Origin of the sequence: Lutibacter sp. B1 (assembly GCF_012524075.1) — a bacterium.
In the GTDB taxonomy this organism is placed as follows: Bacteria; Bacteroidota; Bacteroidia; order Flavobacteriales; family Flavobacteriaceae; genus Lutibacter.
Genome location: NZ_JAAZUI010000014.1, coordinates 59,796 through 76,841 on the forward strand (window position 1 = coordinate 59,796; position 17,046 = coordinate 76,841).

At 30.4% G+C, this 17,046-nt stretch carries 14 protein-coding genes; 9 read left to right on the forward strand and 5 right to left on the reverse strand.

Going from position 1 to position 17,046, the window contains the following annotated elements; genetic code table 11:
- The first annotated feature begins 32 nt into the window (after positions 1-32).
- From HGB55_RS09660 to HGB55_RS09680, 5 genes are all read left to right on the forward strand, one after another.
- Entirely contained in the window at positions 33-320 is a 288-nt protein-coding gene (locus tag HGB55_RS09660) for a hypothetical protein (RefSeq protein ID WP_168816691.1), read from the forward strand.
- A 43-nt stretch (positions 321-363) separates the two neighbouring features.
- Positions 364-2,574 (forward strand): TonB-dependent receptor, encoded by a 2,211-nt coding sequence (locus HGB55_RS09665; RefSeq protein WP_168816692.1) that lies wholly within the window; start codon positions 364-366, stop codon positions 2,572-2,574.
- Positions 2,575-2,582: 8 nt separating this feature from the next.
- Positions 2,583-2,915, forward strand: a complete 333-nt coding sequence (locus HGB55_RS09670; RefSeq protein WP_168816693.1) for a hypothetical protein — start codon at positions 2,583-2,585, stop codon at positions 2,913-2,915.
- 45 nt (positions 2,916-2,960) lie between these two features.
- Positions 2,961-5,231, forward strand: coding sequence for a TonB-dependent receptor (locus HGB55_RS09675; RefSeq protein ID WP_168816694.1), 2,271 nt, complete (start codon positions 2,961-2,963; stop codon positions 5,229-5,231).
- 109 nt (positions 5,232-5,340) lie between these two features.
- The gene (locus HGB55_RS09680; RefSeq protein ID WP_168816695.1) at positions 5,341-6,552 is read left to right on the forward strand and encodes a uracil-xanthine permease family protein; all 1,212 of its coding nucleotides are present in this window, start codon (positions 5,341-5,343) and stop codon (positions 6,550-6,552) included.
- A 79-nt stretch (positions 6,553-6,631) separates the two neighbouring features.
- Here the strand turns inward: HGB55_RS09680 and HGB55_RS09685 are convergent, their stop codons facing one another.
- Together HGB55_RS09685 and HGB55_RS09690 are read right to left on the reverse strand one after the other, a co-directional pair.
- The gene (locus HGB55_RS09685; protein ID WP_168816696.1) at positions 6,632-7,927 is read right to left on the reverse strand and encodes an NCS2 family permease; all 1,296 of its coding nucleotides are present in this window, start codon (positions 7,925-7,927) and stop codon (positions 6,632-6,634) included.
- Between the two features lie 16 nt (positions 7,928-7,943).
- Positions 7,944-8,600 carry a DUF5020 family protein gene (locus HGB55_RS09690; protein ID WP_168816697.1) on the reverse strand — a complete coding sequence of 219 codons (657 nt, stop codon included), beginning with the start codon at positions 8,598-8,600 and terminating at the stop codon, positions 7,944-7,946.
- A 518-nt stretch (positions 8,601-9,118) separates the two neighbouring features.
- Between HGB55_RS09690 and HGB55_RS09695 the strand changes: the two genes are divergently transcribed.
- The 4 genes from HGB55_RS09695 to HGB55_RS09710 are packed head-to-tail and all read left to right on the forward strand — an operon-like array spanning position 9,119 to position 14,037.
- Positions 9,119-10,843, forward strand: coding sequence for an NAD(P)H-dependent oxidoreductase subunit E (locus tag HGB55_RS09695; RefSeq protein WP_168816698.1), 1,725 nt, complete (start codon positions 9,119-9,121; stop codon positions 10,841-10,843).
- A 34-nt stretch (positions 10,844-10,877) separates the two neighbouring features.
- Entirely contained in the window at positions 10,878-12,140 is a 1,263-nt protein-coding gene (locus HGB55_RS09700) for a 2Fe-2S iron-sulfur cluster-binding protein (protein ID WP_168816699.1), read from the forward strand.
- Positions 12,141-12,158: 18 nt separating this feature from the next.
- On the forward strand, positions 12,159-13,610 hold the full coding sequence (locus tag HGB55_RS09705) for a Ni/Fe hydrogenase subunit alpha (protein WP_168816700.1): 1,452 nt from the start codon (positions 12,159-12,161) through the stop codon (positions 13,608-13,610).
- Positions 13,594-14,037: a hydrogenase maturation protease gene (locus HGB55_RS09710; protein ID WP_168816701.1), complete on the forward strand. Its 444-nt coding sequence runs from the start codon at positions 13,594-13,596 to the stop codon at positions 14,035-14,037. Before HGB55_RS09705 ends, HGB55_RS09710 begins: the two co-directional genes overlap by 17 nt.
- Positions 14,038-14,108: 71 nt before the next feature.
- Here the strand turns inward: HGB55_RS09710 and HGB55_RS09715 are convergent, their stop codons facing one another.
- The 3 genes from HGB55_RS09715 to HGB55_RS09725 are packed head-to-tail and all read right to left on the reverse strand — an operon-like array spanning position 14,109 to position 17,039.
- The gene (locus tag HGB55_RS09715) at positions 14,109-14,531 is read right to left on the reverse strand and encodes a secondary thiamine-phosphate synthase enzyme YjbQ (protein WP_168816702.1); all 423 of its coding nucleotides are present in this window, start codon (positions 14,529-14,531) and stop codon (positions 14,109-14,111) included.
- Between the two features lie 5 nt (positions 14,532-14,536).
- On the reverse strand, positions 14,537-15,739 hold the full coding sequence (lhgO, locus tag HGB55_RS09720) for an L-2-hydroxyglutarate oxidase (protein ID WP_168816703.1): 1,203 nt from the start codon (positions 15,737-15,739) through the stop codon (positions 14,537-14,539).
- Positions 15,729-17,039: an MFS transporter gene (locus HGB55_RS09725; RefSeq protein ID WP_168816704.1), complete on the reverse strand. Its 1,311-nt coding sequence runs from the start codon at positions 17,037-17,039 to the stop codon at positions 15,729-15,731. The genes lhgO and HGB55_RS09725 overlap by 11 nt, the downstream gene beginning before the upstream one ends.
- Positions 17,040-17,046 lie beyond the last annotated feature (7 nt).

Sequence of the window (17,046 nt, forward strand, 5' to 3'; positions counted from 1 at the left end):
AACACTTAATTAAAAATATAATTTCTTTTGTATTGGTTACAACTATACTGCTACCTTTTGCAGTACAGTTTATTCACTCATTCGAAAAACATGAGCACTCAATTTGTACGTCACAAAATGTTACTCATTTTGATAACCATGAAATTGACTGTTCTGTTTTTCATTTTAAAATAAACCACAATACTATTGATTTTACTTCACAAGTTTTATTTACACAAATTAAAACTGTTGAAGAAAAAATATACAATACCGAAGCAAAAAGCACTTCGGTTAAACTAAATTACAAATCATCAAGAGCACCACCCTATTTTATTGTTTAGATAAATCATAGAATTATTATAACAATAAAACACATTATTTTACATGAAAAAATATGTATCAATCCTATTTATAGGATTTAACTTATTTGTTTATTCTCAAAATAAAATATCGGGTACAATAACAAATACTAAACATGAACCATTAACTGATGTTGTGGTTTATATAGAAAAATTACAAAAAGGAACCTCTACTGATGAAAATGGCTATTATGAATTACGTAACTTACCTAATTCACCCATAAAAATTACTATATCTTATATAGGATATAAAACACACGTTAAAACTATTAACTTACAGCAAAACGACGAAGTAATTGATTTTATGTTAGATGAAGCTGTTTATAAAATGGACGAGGTTGTAATTTCTACACCATTTAACAAATTACAATCGGAAAATGCAATTAAAGTTGAATTGCTAAAAATAAATGATATTGCTAAAAGTGGCTCTCCTACGCTAATAGAAGCCATTACAAACATTCCAGGAGTTGATATGATTGCCAAAGGAACCGGTGTTACAAAACCCGTTATCAGAGGTTTGTCAATGACCAACATTTTACTTTTAAATAATGGTGTTAAAATGGAAAATTTCCAATTTTCAGAAAATCATCCATTTATTATTGATGAATTTGGTATTGATCACATTGAAGTAATTAAAGGTCCGGCTTCATTACTTTATGGGTCTGATGCTGTTGGCGGAGTTATTAATACGGTAAAAGAAAGACCTGCTCCGGAAGGAAAAATAATTGGAGATTACAATGCTCAATACCATTCAAATACTGAAGGTTTTGTAACAAACTTGGGCGTTAAAGGAAGTTCTAAAGACTTTTATTGGGGAATTAGAGGCGGCTTAAAAACACATGCCGATTATAAAGATGGTAACTATAAATTTGTGCCCAATACACGTTTTGAAGAATACAGCTTAAAAACAAATATAGGCTTAAAAAAAACATTTGGTGTTTTTAATCTTTACTATGATTATAACCGCCCAAAACTAGGAATGAGTGTTGGGGATGTTATTCCTCTGGTAACCAAAAAAGGCAGAGAACCTAAATATTGGTATCAAGATTTAACAAGTCATTTAATTTCATCAAAAAATACCCTGTTTTTAAATGATTACAAAGTTGATGTAAATATAGCTTATCAATTAAATAACCGAAAATTACAAACAGATGACTCTAAACCTTTTTTTGAAATGACAGATATGGATTTAAACACTTTTTCATACGAAGTAAAAACTCATTTACCTTCAACAGATAAATCAGAATATCTTGTAGGAATACAAGGAGCAAATAAAACTAATAGAAATAATGATGCTCCAAACCACGTTATTCCTGATGCTGATGTTGATGATTTTTCCGTTTTTGGATTGGCACAATACACTTTTTTTGATGATTTAAAAACACAAGCCGGTATTAGATATGATTATAGATCAATTACTACAGAAGCTGAAGCAGATAAAGAAGCAATTGATGAAGATTATAGTAATTTTAGTACTTCAATTGGTGCAACCTATCAAATGAATGAGAATTTTTTATTTAGAACCAATTTTGCATCGGCATACAGAACTCCAAATATTGCTGAACTTACACAAGACGGAATGCATGGTGCTCGTTACGAACAAGGAAACCCGGAATTGGATTCTCAACGCAGTTATGAAATTGACCTAAGTGTTCATTTTCATTCAAAAAACTTAATGCTTGACCTTTCAGGTTTCCATAATAATATAAACGATTATATTTTTATTGCTCCAACAAATGAAACAACCGAAAGTGGTGATAAAATATATAAATATGCTCAAACTGATGCTAAAATATATGGCGCTGAGTTTATTACTGATTGCCAACCTTACGAATGGTTAAACTTAAATTTGAGTTATGCTTATATTGTAGGTAAGCAAAATAACGACAGCCGTTTACCGTTTATTCCTCAAAACAAACTTCGTTTTAATATAAAATTTACTAAAGAAAAAATAGCGTCTTTAACTAATTTTTATTTTAAAATTGGAGGATTATATGCTTCAAAACAAGATAATCCTGCTATGTTTGAAACAGAAACTGACAGTTATTTTTTGCTAAATTCAGGTATTGGAACAGATGTAAAATGGGCTAAGCAATTAGTTTCTATTTCTATACAGGTAAATAATTTGTTAAATGAAATATATATCGATCATTTATCTACATTAAAAGGAATGAATTATAACAATATTGGAAGGAATATTACAGCTACATTAAAAATACCTTTTGATATTAAATAGGTTTTAATTTGAACAAGAAAAAAACACATATAAAACATTTAATTGCAACTTTATTGGTAATTACTGTATTGCTCCCTGTAACAATACAATTTGTTCATGCGCTTAAAAAACATGAATATGCAACAAGTGCAAAAAAGTTAACAATTACTACAAAAAAGAACATAACCAATTGTTCTGTATTTCACTATCAAATTGACCATAGTACCATTGATTTCTCTTCGAAATTCATCATTTTAAAAAATGAAAGAATTGAAGAAAAAATACATTCAATTGAAGTACAATCAACTTCAATAAAACTTCAATACAAATCGTCACGTGCACCACCTGTTTTTATTGTTTGAAAAGAGTTATAAATAAATCAGAAAACAATAAAAACATTATACTAAATGAAAAAATATTTATCAATTTTATTTTTAGGATTCACATTATTCGCTCAGGCACAAAATAAAATATCGGGAACAATTACAAACACACAAAATGAGCCTTTATTGGGTGTTGACGTTTACATTGAAGAATTACACAAAGGAACTTCAACCAACGAAAATGGTCATTACGAAATTGTAAATTTACCTAATTCCCCAATAAAAATAACTGTAGCTTTTATTGGTTACGAAACACAGTCAAAAGCGATAACGGCACAAAACGAAAGTATCGTATTGGATTTTACATTAATAGAATCTGTTTTCAAAATGGAAGAAGTAATAATTTCAACTCCATTTAACAAATTACAATCAGAAAATGTAATAAAAGTCGACAAAGCTACTGTTCAACAGTTAAAAAACAGAGGAGCTGCGACACTTATTGATGGCATCAATTCAATTGCAGGAGTTTCGCAAGTATCAACAGGGCTAGGAATAGGGAAACCTGTAATTAGAGGTTTAAGAGGAAATAGAGTTTTAGTATACACACAAGGAATTAGATTAGAAAACCAACAATTTGGAGATGAACATGGTTTAGGTATAGATGAATCGAGCATTGAAAGTGTTGAAGTAATAAAAGGTCCTGCTTCTCTCCTCTATGGCTCTGATGCGTTAGGTGGCGTTTTATATTTTAATCCTGTTAAATTTGCCGATGATAATTCCTTCAATTTTAATATCAATCAAAAATATTTTTCAAATACAGAAGGTACAAGTTCAAGCATAGGAGTTAAACAATCTTACAATTCATGGAGATTTTTAGCTAACGGAACACGTAATGAACATAGCGATTACAAAACCGGAAATGATGAAAGAGTTACCAATACCCGTTTTAAAGAAACTATTTTTAATTCAGCCATCGGTTTTCACAATAGTTTATTATCAAGTACTTTACGATTCAATTTTAACAATACAAAAGTTGGCATTCCTGAAGAAATTGGATTACAAAGCACTAATAAAACACCAATGCTTCCTTATCAAGATCTAAATACTAAAATGGTTAGTTTAAATACTATTTTATTTTTACCAAATTCAAAAATTGTTACCACATTTGGTTATACTCTTAATGAAAGAAAAGAATTTGAGGAGGAACATCACCACCATGAAGGAGAAGAAGATCATGAAGAAGAACACGATCATGAATTAGAGCACATAGAACCGGCTTTAAATTTAGAATTAAATACTTTCAGTTACGATGCAAAGTGGCATTTACCAAAGTTCAATAATGTTGAAACTATTATTGGAATTCAAGGTTTACATCAAAAAAATGAAAATTTTGGAGAGGAAATTTTAATTCCTGATGCTAAAATTGATGATTTTGGTGTGTTTTTAACAGGCTCTTATACTTGGAATGATAATACCATACAAGGAGGTTTACGCTTTGATACTCGAAAAATTAATACTGAAGAACATATTGTTGCTCATGAAGATGAAGAACATGTTTTTGAAGCTATAGATAAATCTTTTGAGAATTTTACTGCATCATTAGGCTATAAAACAGTTCTTTTTAACAAAATAACAACTCGTATAAATGTAGCATCGGGTTTTAAAGCTCCTAATTTGGCAGAACTAACATCAAACGGAGTACATCATGGTTCAAACAGGTTTGAATTAGGAAATAACCAATTAGACAGCGAACAAAATTTACAAACTGATATAACTTTAGAGTACAATACCAAACATTTTGAAATTTTTGCCAATGGTTTTTACAATTATATTAACAACTATATTTTTATTTCTCCTACCGGTGAAATTGAAGATGAAAATCCTGTTTACCAATATATACAAGATGATGCTAAACTGTATGGTGGAGAATTTGGAATACATATACATCCGCACCCATTAGATTGGTTACACCTACAAAGTGCTTTTGAACTTGTTATTGGAGAAAAAGATAATGGTGATTATTTACCGTTAATTCCGGCTCACAAACTTACAAATACCTTGAGAACCGAATTTGATATAAACAATTGGCTTAAAAACGGTTTTGTTTCTGTTAACTTAGAAAATTATTTTAAACAAAATAAAGTAAGTGAGTTTGAAACACCAACTACTAGTTATAACTTAGTAAATTTAGGTATTGGAGGTGAAGTAAAATTATCAAAAATGAATTTTGACATCAATTTAAATGTAAACAACTTATTTGATAAATCGTATATTTCACATTTATCGCGCTTAAAAGCTGATGGAATTGAAAATATAGGTAGAAATTTTATAGTTGGAGTAACTTTCAAAATTTAAATTAAGAATTATTCTAAATATCCATATTTTAAAACAATCTAAAGCTAAAACTTTAGGTTGTTTTATTTTATACCTTATTTTTATGCCTACAAAAAACTAACCCTAATTTATGACACCTCAACCAAACCAAAACTCAACCAATCAATTAGATTTAAAAAGACGCCTCATTGTAGGCATTCAATTTTTATTTGTTGCTTTTGGAGCAACCGTTTTAGTACCTCTTTTAATAGATATTGACCCTGCTGTAGCCTTATTTACCGCCGGTGTTGGTACACTCATCTTTCATTTAATAACCAAAGGCAAAGTTCCTGTTTTTTTAGGCAGTAGTTTTGCTTTTATAGCTCCTATTATAGCAGCAACCAAACTTTATGGTTACGCCGGTACATTATCAGGTATAATTGCAGTAGGTTTGGTTTACGGACTCGTTTCAGCAATAATTAAACTGTGGGGTTTAAAAATTATTGAAAAAATATTTCCTCCGGTGGTAGTTGGTCCTGTAATTATGATTATTGGATTATCATTGGCAACTGTTGGTGTAGATATGGCAAAAACAAATTGGATAATAGCTTTAGCAGCATTGATAACAGCTATTATTGTTGTAATTTATACCAAAGGACTTATAAAACTGATTCCAATTTTTATAGGAATTATTGTAGGGTATATCCTTTCAATTTTTACAGGATTAATTGATTTTACAAGTGTTTCTGAAGCTTCTTGGTTTGCTTTGCCACAATTTGTAAAACCTGAATTTAATTGGGGAGCTATTATTTATATGATTCCTGTTGCTGTTGCTCCAATTATTGAACACGTTGGAGATATGTATGCCATTGGTGGTGTAGCTAATAAAAAATTTGTTAAAGATCCCGGTTTGCACAGAACTTTACTTGGTGATGGTATTGCAACTGCTTTTGCAGGTTTTTTTGGTGGACCGCCAAACACAACCTATTCTGAAGTGACCGGAGCCATCGCTTTAACTAAAATAACAGACCCTAGAGTATTGCGAATTGCAGCAGTAACTGCCATTATTTTTTCGTTAATTGGTAAAATAAGTGCTCTTCTAAAAACCATTCCTCAAGCTGTTTTAGGTGGTATTATGCTACTTCTTTTTGGTATGATTGCCAGTATTGGTATTAAAACTTTGATTGATGCGAAAACCAATTTCACAAAAACCAGAAACCAGGTTATTGTATCTGTTATTTTAACTGTTGGTATTGGAGGTGCTCAAATAAGCCAAGGTAATTTTTCTTTAGCGGGTATTGGATTGGCTTCAATAGTTGGAGTAATTTTAAATTTAATTTTGCCTAATAAATCTAATCAATAATATTTTATTAAAATTTCAAAATAGTTATAAAAAGTGGAGGTCTAAAACAAAATTTTAGACCTCCTTCTTTATTAATTATTTACACGTAAAATTTAATGATAAATAAAATTGCAATGATATACATTACCGGAGTTACTTCTTTAAACTTTCCTGTAAGCATTTTTAAAATCACATACGATAACATTCCAAAAACGATTCCTTCAGCAATACTATACGTTAAAGGCATCATTATAATAGTAAAAAATGCTGGAATTGCTTCGGTATAATCCGTTAGATTTATTTTAACAATTGGTGTAATCATCATTAAACCAACAATTATTAATGCCGAAGCTGTAGCTTCAGCAGGTATAATCATAAAAACCGGAGCTAAAAACAATGATAAGGCAAACATACCCGCAACAGTTAAAGCTGTCATTCCGGTTTTTCCACCTTCAGCAACACCAGCTGCGCTTTCAACATACGTTGTAACGGTAGATGTTCCTAAAATTGCTCCTACAAAGGTACCAATAGAATCTGCAAAAAGTGCTTGTTTTACACGTGGCACATTTCCTTTTTCATCTAACATTCCTGATTTTGATGAAACACCTACCAATGTTCCAACAGTATCAAACATATCAACAAATAAAAATGTAAATAATACTATTAGCATATCTAAACTAAATACTTGAGAAAAGTCGAACTTAAAAAATATAGGTTCAATTGATGGTGGTAAACTAATCAATTTAAAACTTTCAGGAATATGGGTTACACCTACAAAAAGACCTAATACAGTAGATGCTAAAATTCCTATTAATAAAGCGCCTTTTACTTTTTTTGATAATAACAACCCTGTAATTATAACACCTGTCAAACCAACTAAAACACTAGGATTTTTCATACTTCCCAAACTCACTAAAGTTGCTTGGTTATCTACTACTAAACCTGTGCTTTTTAAGCCAATAAATGCTATAAACAAACCAATACCAACAGATACAGCGTGTTTTAAATTGAGAGGTATGGAATTTACAATTAATTCACGCACATTAAACGCTGTTAAAATAATAAATATAATTCCTTCTAAAAAAACAGCGGTTAAAGCAAATTGCCAAGAATAACCCATACCCAATACTACTGTAAATGCAAAAAAGGCATTTAAACCCATACCCGGAGCTAAAGCAAATGGTAATTTTGTCACCAAAGCCATTACCAACGTTGCTATTACAGCGGAAAGTGCTGTTGCTGTAAAAACAGCATCTTTATCCATACCGGTAACACTTAAAATACTTGGGTTTACTGCTAAAATGTAAACCATAGTCATAAAAGTTGTTATTCCGGCAATAATTTCCGTTTTTAAGGTTGATTTATTTTCTGAAATTTTAAAAAACGTATCTAACATAGTATCTATTTTTTAATTAAATATTCCATTTTACAGCCAATGTAGGCCTTACTTTAAACTCATAATCTCCAGCAAAATTATTTGAAAGCTCTACCTCACCTCCTACTGAAAAACTTTTATTTAGATGATACCAAAGTTGTGGCTCAGATAAAAAAACTGTTTTATCAGACAAACCATTTTCTGTCCATAAATCCGCAAATCCGGTAAATGTTAATTTATCTTTAAACAAGTTAACATACCATGTTCCTGTAATTTGAAAATTTCCTTCGCCGGCATCGTTTATTGCTTTATATCCTGCGTAGGATGAAAATCCCCAAACTGCAGTTCCTTTAGCATAATTAATCCCAAAAATCCAGGCATCATTAATGGTGTAACCTCCTTGTCCGGAATCTGTATCAAAAGTACCTAAGCCGCCATTGTATTCAACATGCAAACCAACAGGCATTTTTTCTGTTTTTAATACACGAGCTATTTCATAATAACCTTGATTAATTCCTGATTTTGCATCGTAATCAAAATCTATAAACGTAAATGTATTACCATATTTATCAACTTTAAAAAGTTCAAATGTGGTAGTAAAATGATCTCTTTCAAAATCTCTGTGCAATTGAAAGTTTTGTGCTCCTACTGTAAAAAAAGTAAAAATTGTGAATAAAGTAAATAGCTGCTTCATGTTTAGGGTTTAAAATTAAAGCCGCTAAAATACTTTAAATAATACTAATCAGTCTTATTTTATAAATTGTAATTATTAACAGTTTAAGCAAAATTTATTATTTTTTTCTTAAAAAATTAACACTAAAAGAGAAGTTACTCCCTAATATTCATATAATTTAAACATATTTAGAATAATTCTTTTTTATTTAAAACATCAGATTTAAAATTTAAATTGTTAATAAGTTTATTTTCATTTAAGAAATTACTTGTTTTAAAATTTTGTCCTACGAAATCCAAATTTTTAAAATAAAAGTGGGAAAAAGGATGGAAATTAATTAACGAATGTTTAATCATTTAGAGAGAAAAAATCATTTTATTAAATTTAAATTAATCTTTTATGATTTTTCTTAACTATAATTCAAATAACAAAAAATAAAATAGTTTAAATATAATTCTGAAAAGATGACTTATTTATATTGGTTATCAATAAGTTATATCGTAAATTTATGTAATAAATATTACTAAACTTTTTTTATAATGAAAAGGTCCAGATTATTACCTCATCTTTGGGAAATTCAAAATAATTATGGCTATATACCCGACCATTCTATAACCGAAATTTCTCAAAAATTAAATGTTTCAAAAATTGAGATTGAAAGTGTTGTTTCTTTTTACCACTTCTTCCACCTAAAACCTACCGGTAAGTATATTATTTACTTAAATAACAGTATTATATCCGAATATAAAGGTTTTAGAGAAGTTAAAGCTGCTTTTGAAAAAGAAACAGGTTGCACCTTTGGAGTTTACGATAAAAATCCGCTTTTTACTCTTTTTGAAACTTCGTGTATAGGGTTAAGTGATTTTGAACCGGCTGCACTTATTAATTTTCATCCTTTTACAGATTTAACACCCGAAAAAGTAAAAACGATTATCAATCAATTAAAAAGCGGTGTGTATCCTGAAGAAATAGCTAATAATCCTGTCAGTAAAATTCAATATACGCCTGAATACAGCAAAACTGTATTTTTTAGAAATTATACAATAGGTAATTCATTAAAAGTCCTTAAAAATAATTCTGCCGATGAAATTTTAGAAAAAATTAGTCTTTCTAAACTCGACGGTCATGGTGGTGCTTTTTTCCCTACGGCTACAAAATGGGAATATTGTAAAAATAGCAATTCAGAACAAAAAATAGTTATTTGTAATGCTGATGAAGGCGAACCCGGAACTTTTAAAGATAAGTCTTTACTCCGTAACTTACCGGGCTTGGTTATTGAAGGTATGATAATTGCCGCCTATGTTACCGGAGCTGAAAAAGGATATATTTATTTAAGAGCTGAGTATAAATATCTTCTTAAAAAATTAGAAGATACACTTAAAGAATTTGAAGAAAAAGGTTTTTTAGGCGAAAACATATTTGGTATAAACAATTTCAATTTTAGCATTAGGGTTGTACTAGGTGCAGGCGCTTATGTATGTGGAGCTGAAACTGCTTTAATAGAATCATTAGAAGGAAAACGTGGAGAACCTAGAGTTCGAAAATATTTCCCAACAGAATATGGTTATTTAGGATACTCAACAATAGTAAACAATGTTGAAACTTTTGCAAAAGCTGCAAGAATTATAGAATTAGGTACTGATTTCTTCACTAATCTTGGTACAGAAAAAAGCAAAGGAACTAAAATTTTAAGTATTTCAGGCGATGTGGCAAAACCCGGAATATATGAAGTTGAATGGGGAATAACAGTTCAAGAAATATTAGACTTATGCCAAGCAACATCTCCTTATTTTATCCAAATAAGCGGACCTTCAGGCGAATGCATCAACAATAAAGAATTTGAAAGGAAAATTTGTAAAGAAGACTTGCTTTGTGGAGGTTCAATTATGGTTTTCAATAAAAGTAGAGGTGTTTTTAAAATTCTTAGAAACTTTATTCAGTTTTTTAAAACTGAATCATGCGGAGCATGTACACCATGCCGTGCCGGGAACCAAATTTTGTATGAAAAAATTAGAAAATTTGAAAGAGGATTATGTTCTCAAGTAGATATTGATGAAGTAAAAAATTGGGGAAATATTATAAAATTAACCAGCAGATGCGGTCTTGGGCAATTTTCAACAAATACTTTTATTATGGCTCTTGATAAATTTCAAGATTATTTCAGCCTTAAAACTGTTGAAGTGAATAAAAATTTAAATGTTGAATTTGATATGGAAAGTGCCACTTATGATTATGACGAAGTGATTAAAAACACGCAACATTAAGTAATTACAAATTGTAGTTTTAAAAATAATTAAAATGAAAAATATATCATTTACTATAGACGGAAGAGAGTGTACTTCGGTAAAAGGTGAAAATTTAATTGAAGCTGCCAGACAAAACGGAATATTTATTCCCACACTATGTCATTTTAAACATTTAAATCCTATTGGAAGTTGCAGGGTTTGTACCGTAAAAGTTAACGGACGTACTTTAGCCGGTTGCACTATTGATGTTGAAGAAGGAATGGATATTGAAGTTAATACACCCGAATTATTAGATGCCCGAAAAGCAATTTTAGAAATGATGTTTGTTGAAGGAAATCATTTTTGTCCGTCTTGCGAAAAAAGTGGCGACTGTAAAATGCAAAAATTAGGGTACGAAATGGGTATGCGATTTACACGTTTTCCACATTTATTTGTAGATAGAATTGTTGACGCTAGGCCCGAACGTATAGTTGTAAATCAAAACCGTTGTATAAAATGCAAACGCTGTATTGAAGAAGTAATAACTACAGATGGTTATAAAGTATTCAACTTTACAAATAAGGGAAATGAAACAAAAGTTTCTATAGATTATGAACAAGAAGCTAAACTTTCTGATGCCCAAGCTGAACAAGCTATGCATATTTGCCCAACCGGTTCCATATTAGTTAAAGGAAAATCATTCAGCAAACCATTTGGAGACAGACAATTTGATTTAGGTCCAAAAGGAAAAATGATACGTTTAAATGAAGTAAAAAAATACAAAACAACCAATAAGAAAAAACGTATAGCAACTACATCTTTAGCAGGTTGTTTTGGTTGCCATATGTCTCTGTTAGATATTGATTTAGGCATATTAGATTTGATAGAACTTGTAGAATTTAATAAATCACCCATTACAGATATTAAAAAATTTACTCAACGCTGTGATATTGGACTTATTGAAGGGGGTTGTTGTAATACCGATAACATTGAAGTTCTACGTGAGTTCCGTAAAAATTGTGATGTTTTAGTATCGGTTGGAGAATGTGCAATTTGGGGAGGTGTACCGGCAATAAGAAATACAGTTCCGTTAGAAGAATGTTTAAAAGAAACTTACTTAAATTCAATTACAAGTGAAGAAAACGAAACTATTATACCAAATCACGAAGACATTCCTAAAATTCTAAACAAAGTATATCCTAATCGTGAAATAGTAGCAATTGACTATCACATTCCGGGATGTCCTCCTAATGCAAACCATATATGGAATGTTGTTAAAAGTATTTTATTTGAAGAAGAATACTCAATTGCTTATCCTGAATTCAAATATGACTAACTGATAAAAAATTTAAACATGGATAAAAGAAAAATAGTAATAGAACCTGTTACACGCGTTGAAGGACACGGTAAAGTAACTATAAAGTTAGATAATAACGGTAAAGTTACTGATGCCTTTATGCATATAGTTGAATTTAGAGGTTTCGAAAAATTTATACAAGGACATCCTTATTGGGAAGCGCCTGTTTTAGTGCAAAGATTGTGTGGCATTTGTCCTGTAAGCCATCATTTAGCAGCTGCTAAGGCTATTGATCAATTGGTTGGGATTGATCCTGAAAACTTAACACCTACTGCCACAAATCTTCGTAAATTATTACATTACGGACAAGTTTTTCAATCTCATGCGTTGCACTTTTTTTATTTAGCTTCTCCAGATTTGCTATTCGGAATTGATGCTCCTGCTGAAAAAAGAAATATTGTTGCAGTAGCAACTGAGAACCCTGAACTTGCCAAAAAAGGGATTTTAATGCGAAAATTCGGTCAAGAAATAATAAAAGCATTGGCCGGTAAAAAAATTCATGGAATATTAGCCGTTCCTGGAGGTGTTCACAAAACTTTTACTGTTGATGAACGTGAATATTTTATTGATGGTAAACAAATTCCAAATATTGATACCATGATTGAATGGTCGAAAGAAATAATCGACTTTATAAAAGCATATCACACTCAAAATGCTGAATGGATTGATAATTTTGCTGCATATCCATCCAATCATTTAAGTTTAATTCACAAAGGGTCCGGAGCAATGGAACTATATGATGGTCGCTTAAAATCAATAGATTCTGAAGGAAATGAATTATTAAATATTGATGATATTGAATATCGTTATCATTTTAAAGAAGCCGTTGAACCTTGGTCTTATTTAAAATTTCCATACATGACCAAATACGGTAGAGAAAAAGGTTGGAACCGAGTTGGGCCGTTAGCACGCTTAAATACTTGTACTTACATAAATACACCTTTGGCTGAAACTGAGCGACTTATTTTTAAAGCCTATACACAAAACAAACCAAATAATATGACCATGCACACACATTGGGCAAGATTAATTGAAATGTTGCATTGTGCCGAAACTATAAAAGAATTATTATTTGATAAGGACATTTTAGGTAGTGATTTGGTTAGAAAAGGCTCTCCTAGAAATAAAGGTATAGGTATTATTGAAGCACCAAGAGGAACTTTAATACATGAATATCATACAGATGATAAAGGTTTAATCACAAAATGTAACTTAATAGTCTCAACAACACATAATAATGAAGCTATGAACCGTGGTGTGCGTGAAATTGCAAACAGTGTGTTAAGTGAAAAACCTGAAATAACCGAACCAATGTTAAATCAAATTGAAATAGCAATTAGAGCTTATGATCCTTGCTTAAGTTGTGCAACACATGCCTTAGGAGAAATGCCTTTAATTGTTCAATTAGAAGATAGTAACGGAAAAATAATTGATGAAAAAATTAGATAATAAACTTATTATTGGTATTGGAAACAATACCCGTAAAGATGACGGACTTGGCTGGTATTTTTTAGATATATTGAAAGATGAAGGCTTTAATACAGAAAACTTACTTTACAAATATCAATTAATGGTTGAAGATGCTGAATTAGTTTCAAATTACAATACAGTAATTTTTGTTGATGCCTGTAAAACTGACTTGGAAGATGGTTATGAAATTGAACGAATTTATCCTTCAGAACAGGTTGCATTTTCAACTCATGAAGTACCTCCAAATCAAATTTTAAATCTTTGTGAAACCATTTATCATAAAAATCCAAAATCGTATATTGTTAAAATACAAGGTTATAAATGGGATTTTGAAATTGGATTATCGCAAGAAGCTAAATCTAACTTAACAAAAGCAGTACAAGAATTTACACGTAATTATTCATAAACAGTAAGTCTCAAAACCATTAAGGGAAATGATGGTTTTGAGACTTTTATCTTTTTAATTTATATTGAAGTTTAACTTCCAAAAGCAGTTAACACTAATTTTCTTTGACCTCCGTGGTCTCTGTGTTCACATAAATAAATTCCTTGCCAAATACCTAAATTTGGTTTTCCGTTTGTAATTGGAATTTGGACTGAACTTCCTAACAAAGAAGATTTTATATGTGCAGGCATATCATCAGGTCCTTCAAACGTGTGTTGGTAATAAGGCATATTTTCTGGAACCATTTTATTGAAATGAGTTTCAAAATCATTTAAAACCGTAGGATCAGCATTTTCATTTATGGTTAAACCTGCCGATGTATGTTTTATAAAAACGTGTAATTGCCCTATTGAAATATTTTTAATTTCAGGAAAACTGATAATTATTTCATTTGTAATTAAATGAAAACCTCTCCGAAAAGGGTTTAACTGAATCTCTTTTTGAAAAAATTTCATACTATTTAATTTAAAACAACATTAACAATTTCATCTGCAATAGCTAAACACGATGTAGCTGCAGGTGATGGTGCATTTAATACATGAATATTACCATTATTTTTAATTATTTTAAAATCATCAACCATATCTCCATCATAATCAATTGCTTGTGCCCTCACTCCTGCTCTCGATGGTTGTACATCATTCTCAGTTATTGAAGGCATCATTTTTTGTAATTCTTTAACAAATAAGCGTTTAGAAAATGCTCTTTTGTATTCATCAATTCCTTTACGCCAATGTTTTCTAAATAATTTCCAAGTTCCTTTAAACTTTAGTGCTTCAGAGGTATCTTTCATATTAAAACTTGTACGTTTATAGCCTTCTCTGTCAAAAGTAAAAACAGCATTTGGTCCACACTCTACTTCGCCACCAATCATTCTGGTAAAATGCACACCTAAAAATGGAAATTTTGGGTCAGGAACCGGATATATCAAGTTATTAATTTTATGTTTAACTTCTGGCTTTAATTCAAAATAATCGCCTCTAAAACCAACAATTTGCATGTCTAACTTTAAATCATCTTTCTCGGCATTTCTATCCGATTGTAAACCTGTACAAAATATAGTTTTAGAAGAGGTAAAATCTCCTTTACTTGTTTTAAGTATTGTGTACATATTTTTAGATTCAATATTTTGAACGGTACAAGAAGTTATTAATTTACTTTCAGCATTTATTGCAACAATATGGTTAACAAAAGCTTTAGATACTTCAACATAATCTATAATTCCTGCCGTTGGCACCCAAACTGCTTTTAAACCTTCTATATATGGTTCTTTTTGTTTTATTTCTTCTGAATTCAAATATGAAATTCCTTCGGTATCATTTTGAATTCCTCGATTGTAAATTTCTTCTAAAATTGGCAACTCAGCTTCTTTTGTAGCAACAATAATTTTTCCGCATACATCGTGCTTTATATTGTTTTCTTTGGCAAACTTCACTAATTGTTCTCTTCCATTTTTACAATTTTTAGCTTTGTATGAACCCGGTTTATAGTAAATTCCTGAATGAATTACGCCTGAATTACGCCCCGTTTGATGAGAACCAACTTTTTTCTCTTTTTCTAAAATTGCAATGGATTTATCAGGATATTTTAATTGTAATTTATAAGCTGTTGCCAAACCAACTATACCGGCTCCAACAACAATGAAATCAAATTTATTGGACATATTTTGTTTTTCTAACAAAGTTCAATAAAACAAAGGATAATAAAAAGAAAAATGCCAAAAACAACACACTCCATTGCATAGATCCGGTAACTGAAATTAAAAATCCAAAAACCAGCATTCCAAAAACAATAGCTATTTTTTCCGTTACATCATAAAAACTAAAATACGTAGCATGATCTTGTGTGTCAGGTAATAATTTAGAGTAAGTTGATCTTGAAAGTGACTGAATTGCTCCCATCACCAAACCTATTAAACCTCCTAAAATATAAAAATAAAACTTAACATACTCTTGAGATTTATCTAAGAAAAAAGCAAGTAAACATACACCCATCCATATTGCTATCGTAATTTTTAAAGTGGAAAGATTTCCTATTTTATCAGAAAGTCTCGAAAATAAAAATGCACCTAAAATAGCAACAATTTGCACAAGTAAAATCACAATAATCAGATCTATTGTTAACAAACCCAACTCTTGACTTCCAAAAATACCTGCCATTAAAATAATAGTTTGTACCCCAACACTAAACATAAAAAACGCGGCTAAAAAAAACTTTAAAATTGGTTGCGTTTTAATTTCAATTGCTACCTTTTTTAACTCGTGCAAACCTTTCCAAATGTAATCTTCAGCAGGTTTTTTGTTAAAAACGTTGTTAGGTAATCTACTGTAGGTTATTTGAGCAAAACCAATCCACCAAATACCCACAAGTAAAAATGTTAAACGAGAAGCAAATGCTGCGTTAGGCAATCCAAATAAATCTGGCTTATTAATCATTACCAAACTAAAAAGCAATAAAAAAATTGAGCCAGTGTAACCAAACATAAAGCCTTTAGCACTTACATCGTCTTGTTGTTCAGGGTAAGCTACTTCAGGTAAATAAGCATTGTAAAACACAATACTTCCCCAAAAACCAATACTTGCTAAAATAGTAAACAATAAACCTATCCATAGTGTTGATTCTCCTTTAAAAAAGAATAAACTCATTACTGATAAAGAACCTAAATAGCAAAAAGCCTTTAAAAATTTCAATTTATTACCTGTATAATCTGCAATACCGGAGAGTACAGGAGAAATAAAAGCTACAATTAAAAAAGATAAAGCTAAGGTGTAGTTATATAAAGTTGTTGGGGTCCAATCTGTTCCTAAAAAGTGTATTTTTCCTTCAATATTGGCAAACGATTCTGTTAAACTACTATAATAAATTGGAAAAACCGCTGTACTGATAACTAATGAATAAACAGAGTTTGCCCAATCGTAAAATGCCCAGGCATTGATTAATTTCTTATCTCCTTTTTTTAACATAATTTAA

Coding starts and splice junctions, on each gene's coding strand:
- HGB55_RS09665 (WP_168816692.1), top strand. CDS start 364: ATGAAAAAATATGTATCAATCCTATTTATAGGATTTAACTTATTTGTT.
- HGB55_RS09675 (WP_168816694.1), top strand. CDS start 2,961: ATGAAAAAATATTTATCAATTTTATTTTTAGGATTCACATTATTCGCT.
- HGB55_RS09680 (WP_168816695.1), top strand. CDS start 5,341: ATGACACCTCAACCAAACCAAAACTCAACCAATCAATTAGATTTAAAA.
- HGB55_RS09685 (WP_168816696.1), bottom strand. CDS start 7,927: ATGTTAGATACGTTTTTTAAAATTTCAGAAAATAAATCAACCTTAAAA.
- HGB55_RS09690 (WP_168816697.1), bottom strand. CDS start 8,600: ATGAAGCAGCTATTTACTTTATTCACAATTTTTACTTTTTTTACAGTA.
- HGB55_RS09695 (WP_168816698.1), top strand. CDS start 9,119: ATGAAAAGGTCCAGATTATTACCTCATCTTTGGGAAATTCAAAATAAT.
- HGB55_RS09700 (WP_168816699.1), top strand. CDS start 10,878: ATGAAAAATATATCATTTACTATAGACGGAAGAGAGTGTACTTCGGTA.
- HGB55_RS09705 (WP_168816700.1), top strand. CDS start 12,159: ATGGATAAAAGAAAAATAGTAATAGAACCTGTTACACGCGTTGAAGGA.
- HGB55_RS09710 (WP_168816701.1), top strand. CDS start 13,594: ATGAAAAAATTAGATAATAAACTTATTATTGGTATTGGAAACAATACC.
- HGB55_RS09715 (WP_168816702.1), bottom strand. CDS start 14,531: ATGAAATTTTTTCAAAAAGAGATTCAGTTAAACCCTTTTCGGAGAGGT.
- lhgO (WP_168816703.1), bottom strand. CDS start 15,739: ATGTCCAATAAATTTGATTTCATTGTTGTTGGAGCCGGTATAGTTGGT.
- HGB55_RS09725 (WP_168816704.1), bottom strand. CDS start 17,039: ATGTTAAAAAAAGGAGATAAGAAATTAATCAATGCCTGGGCATTTTAC.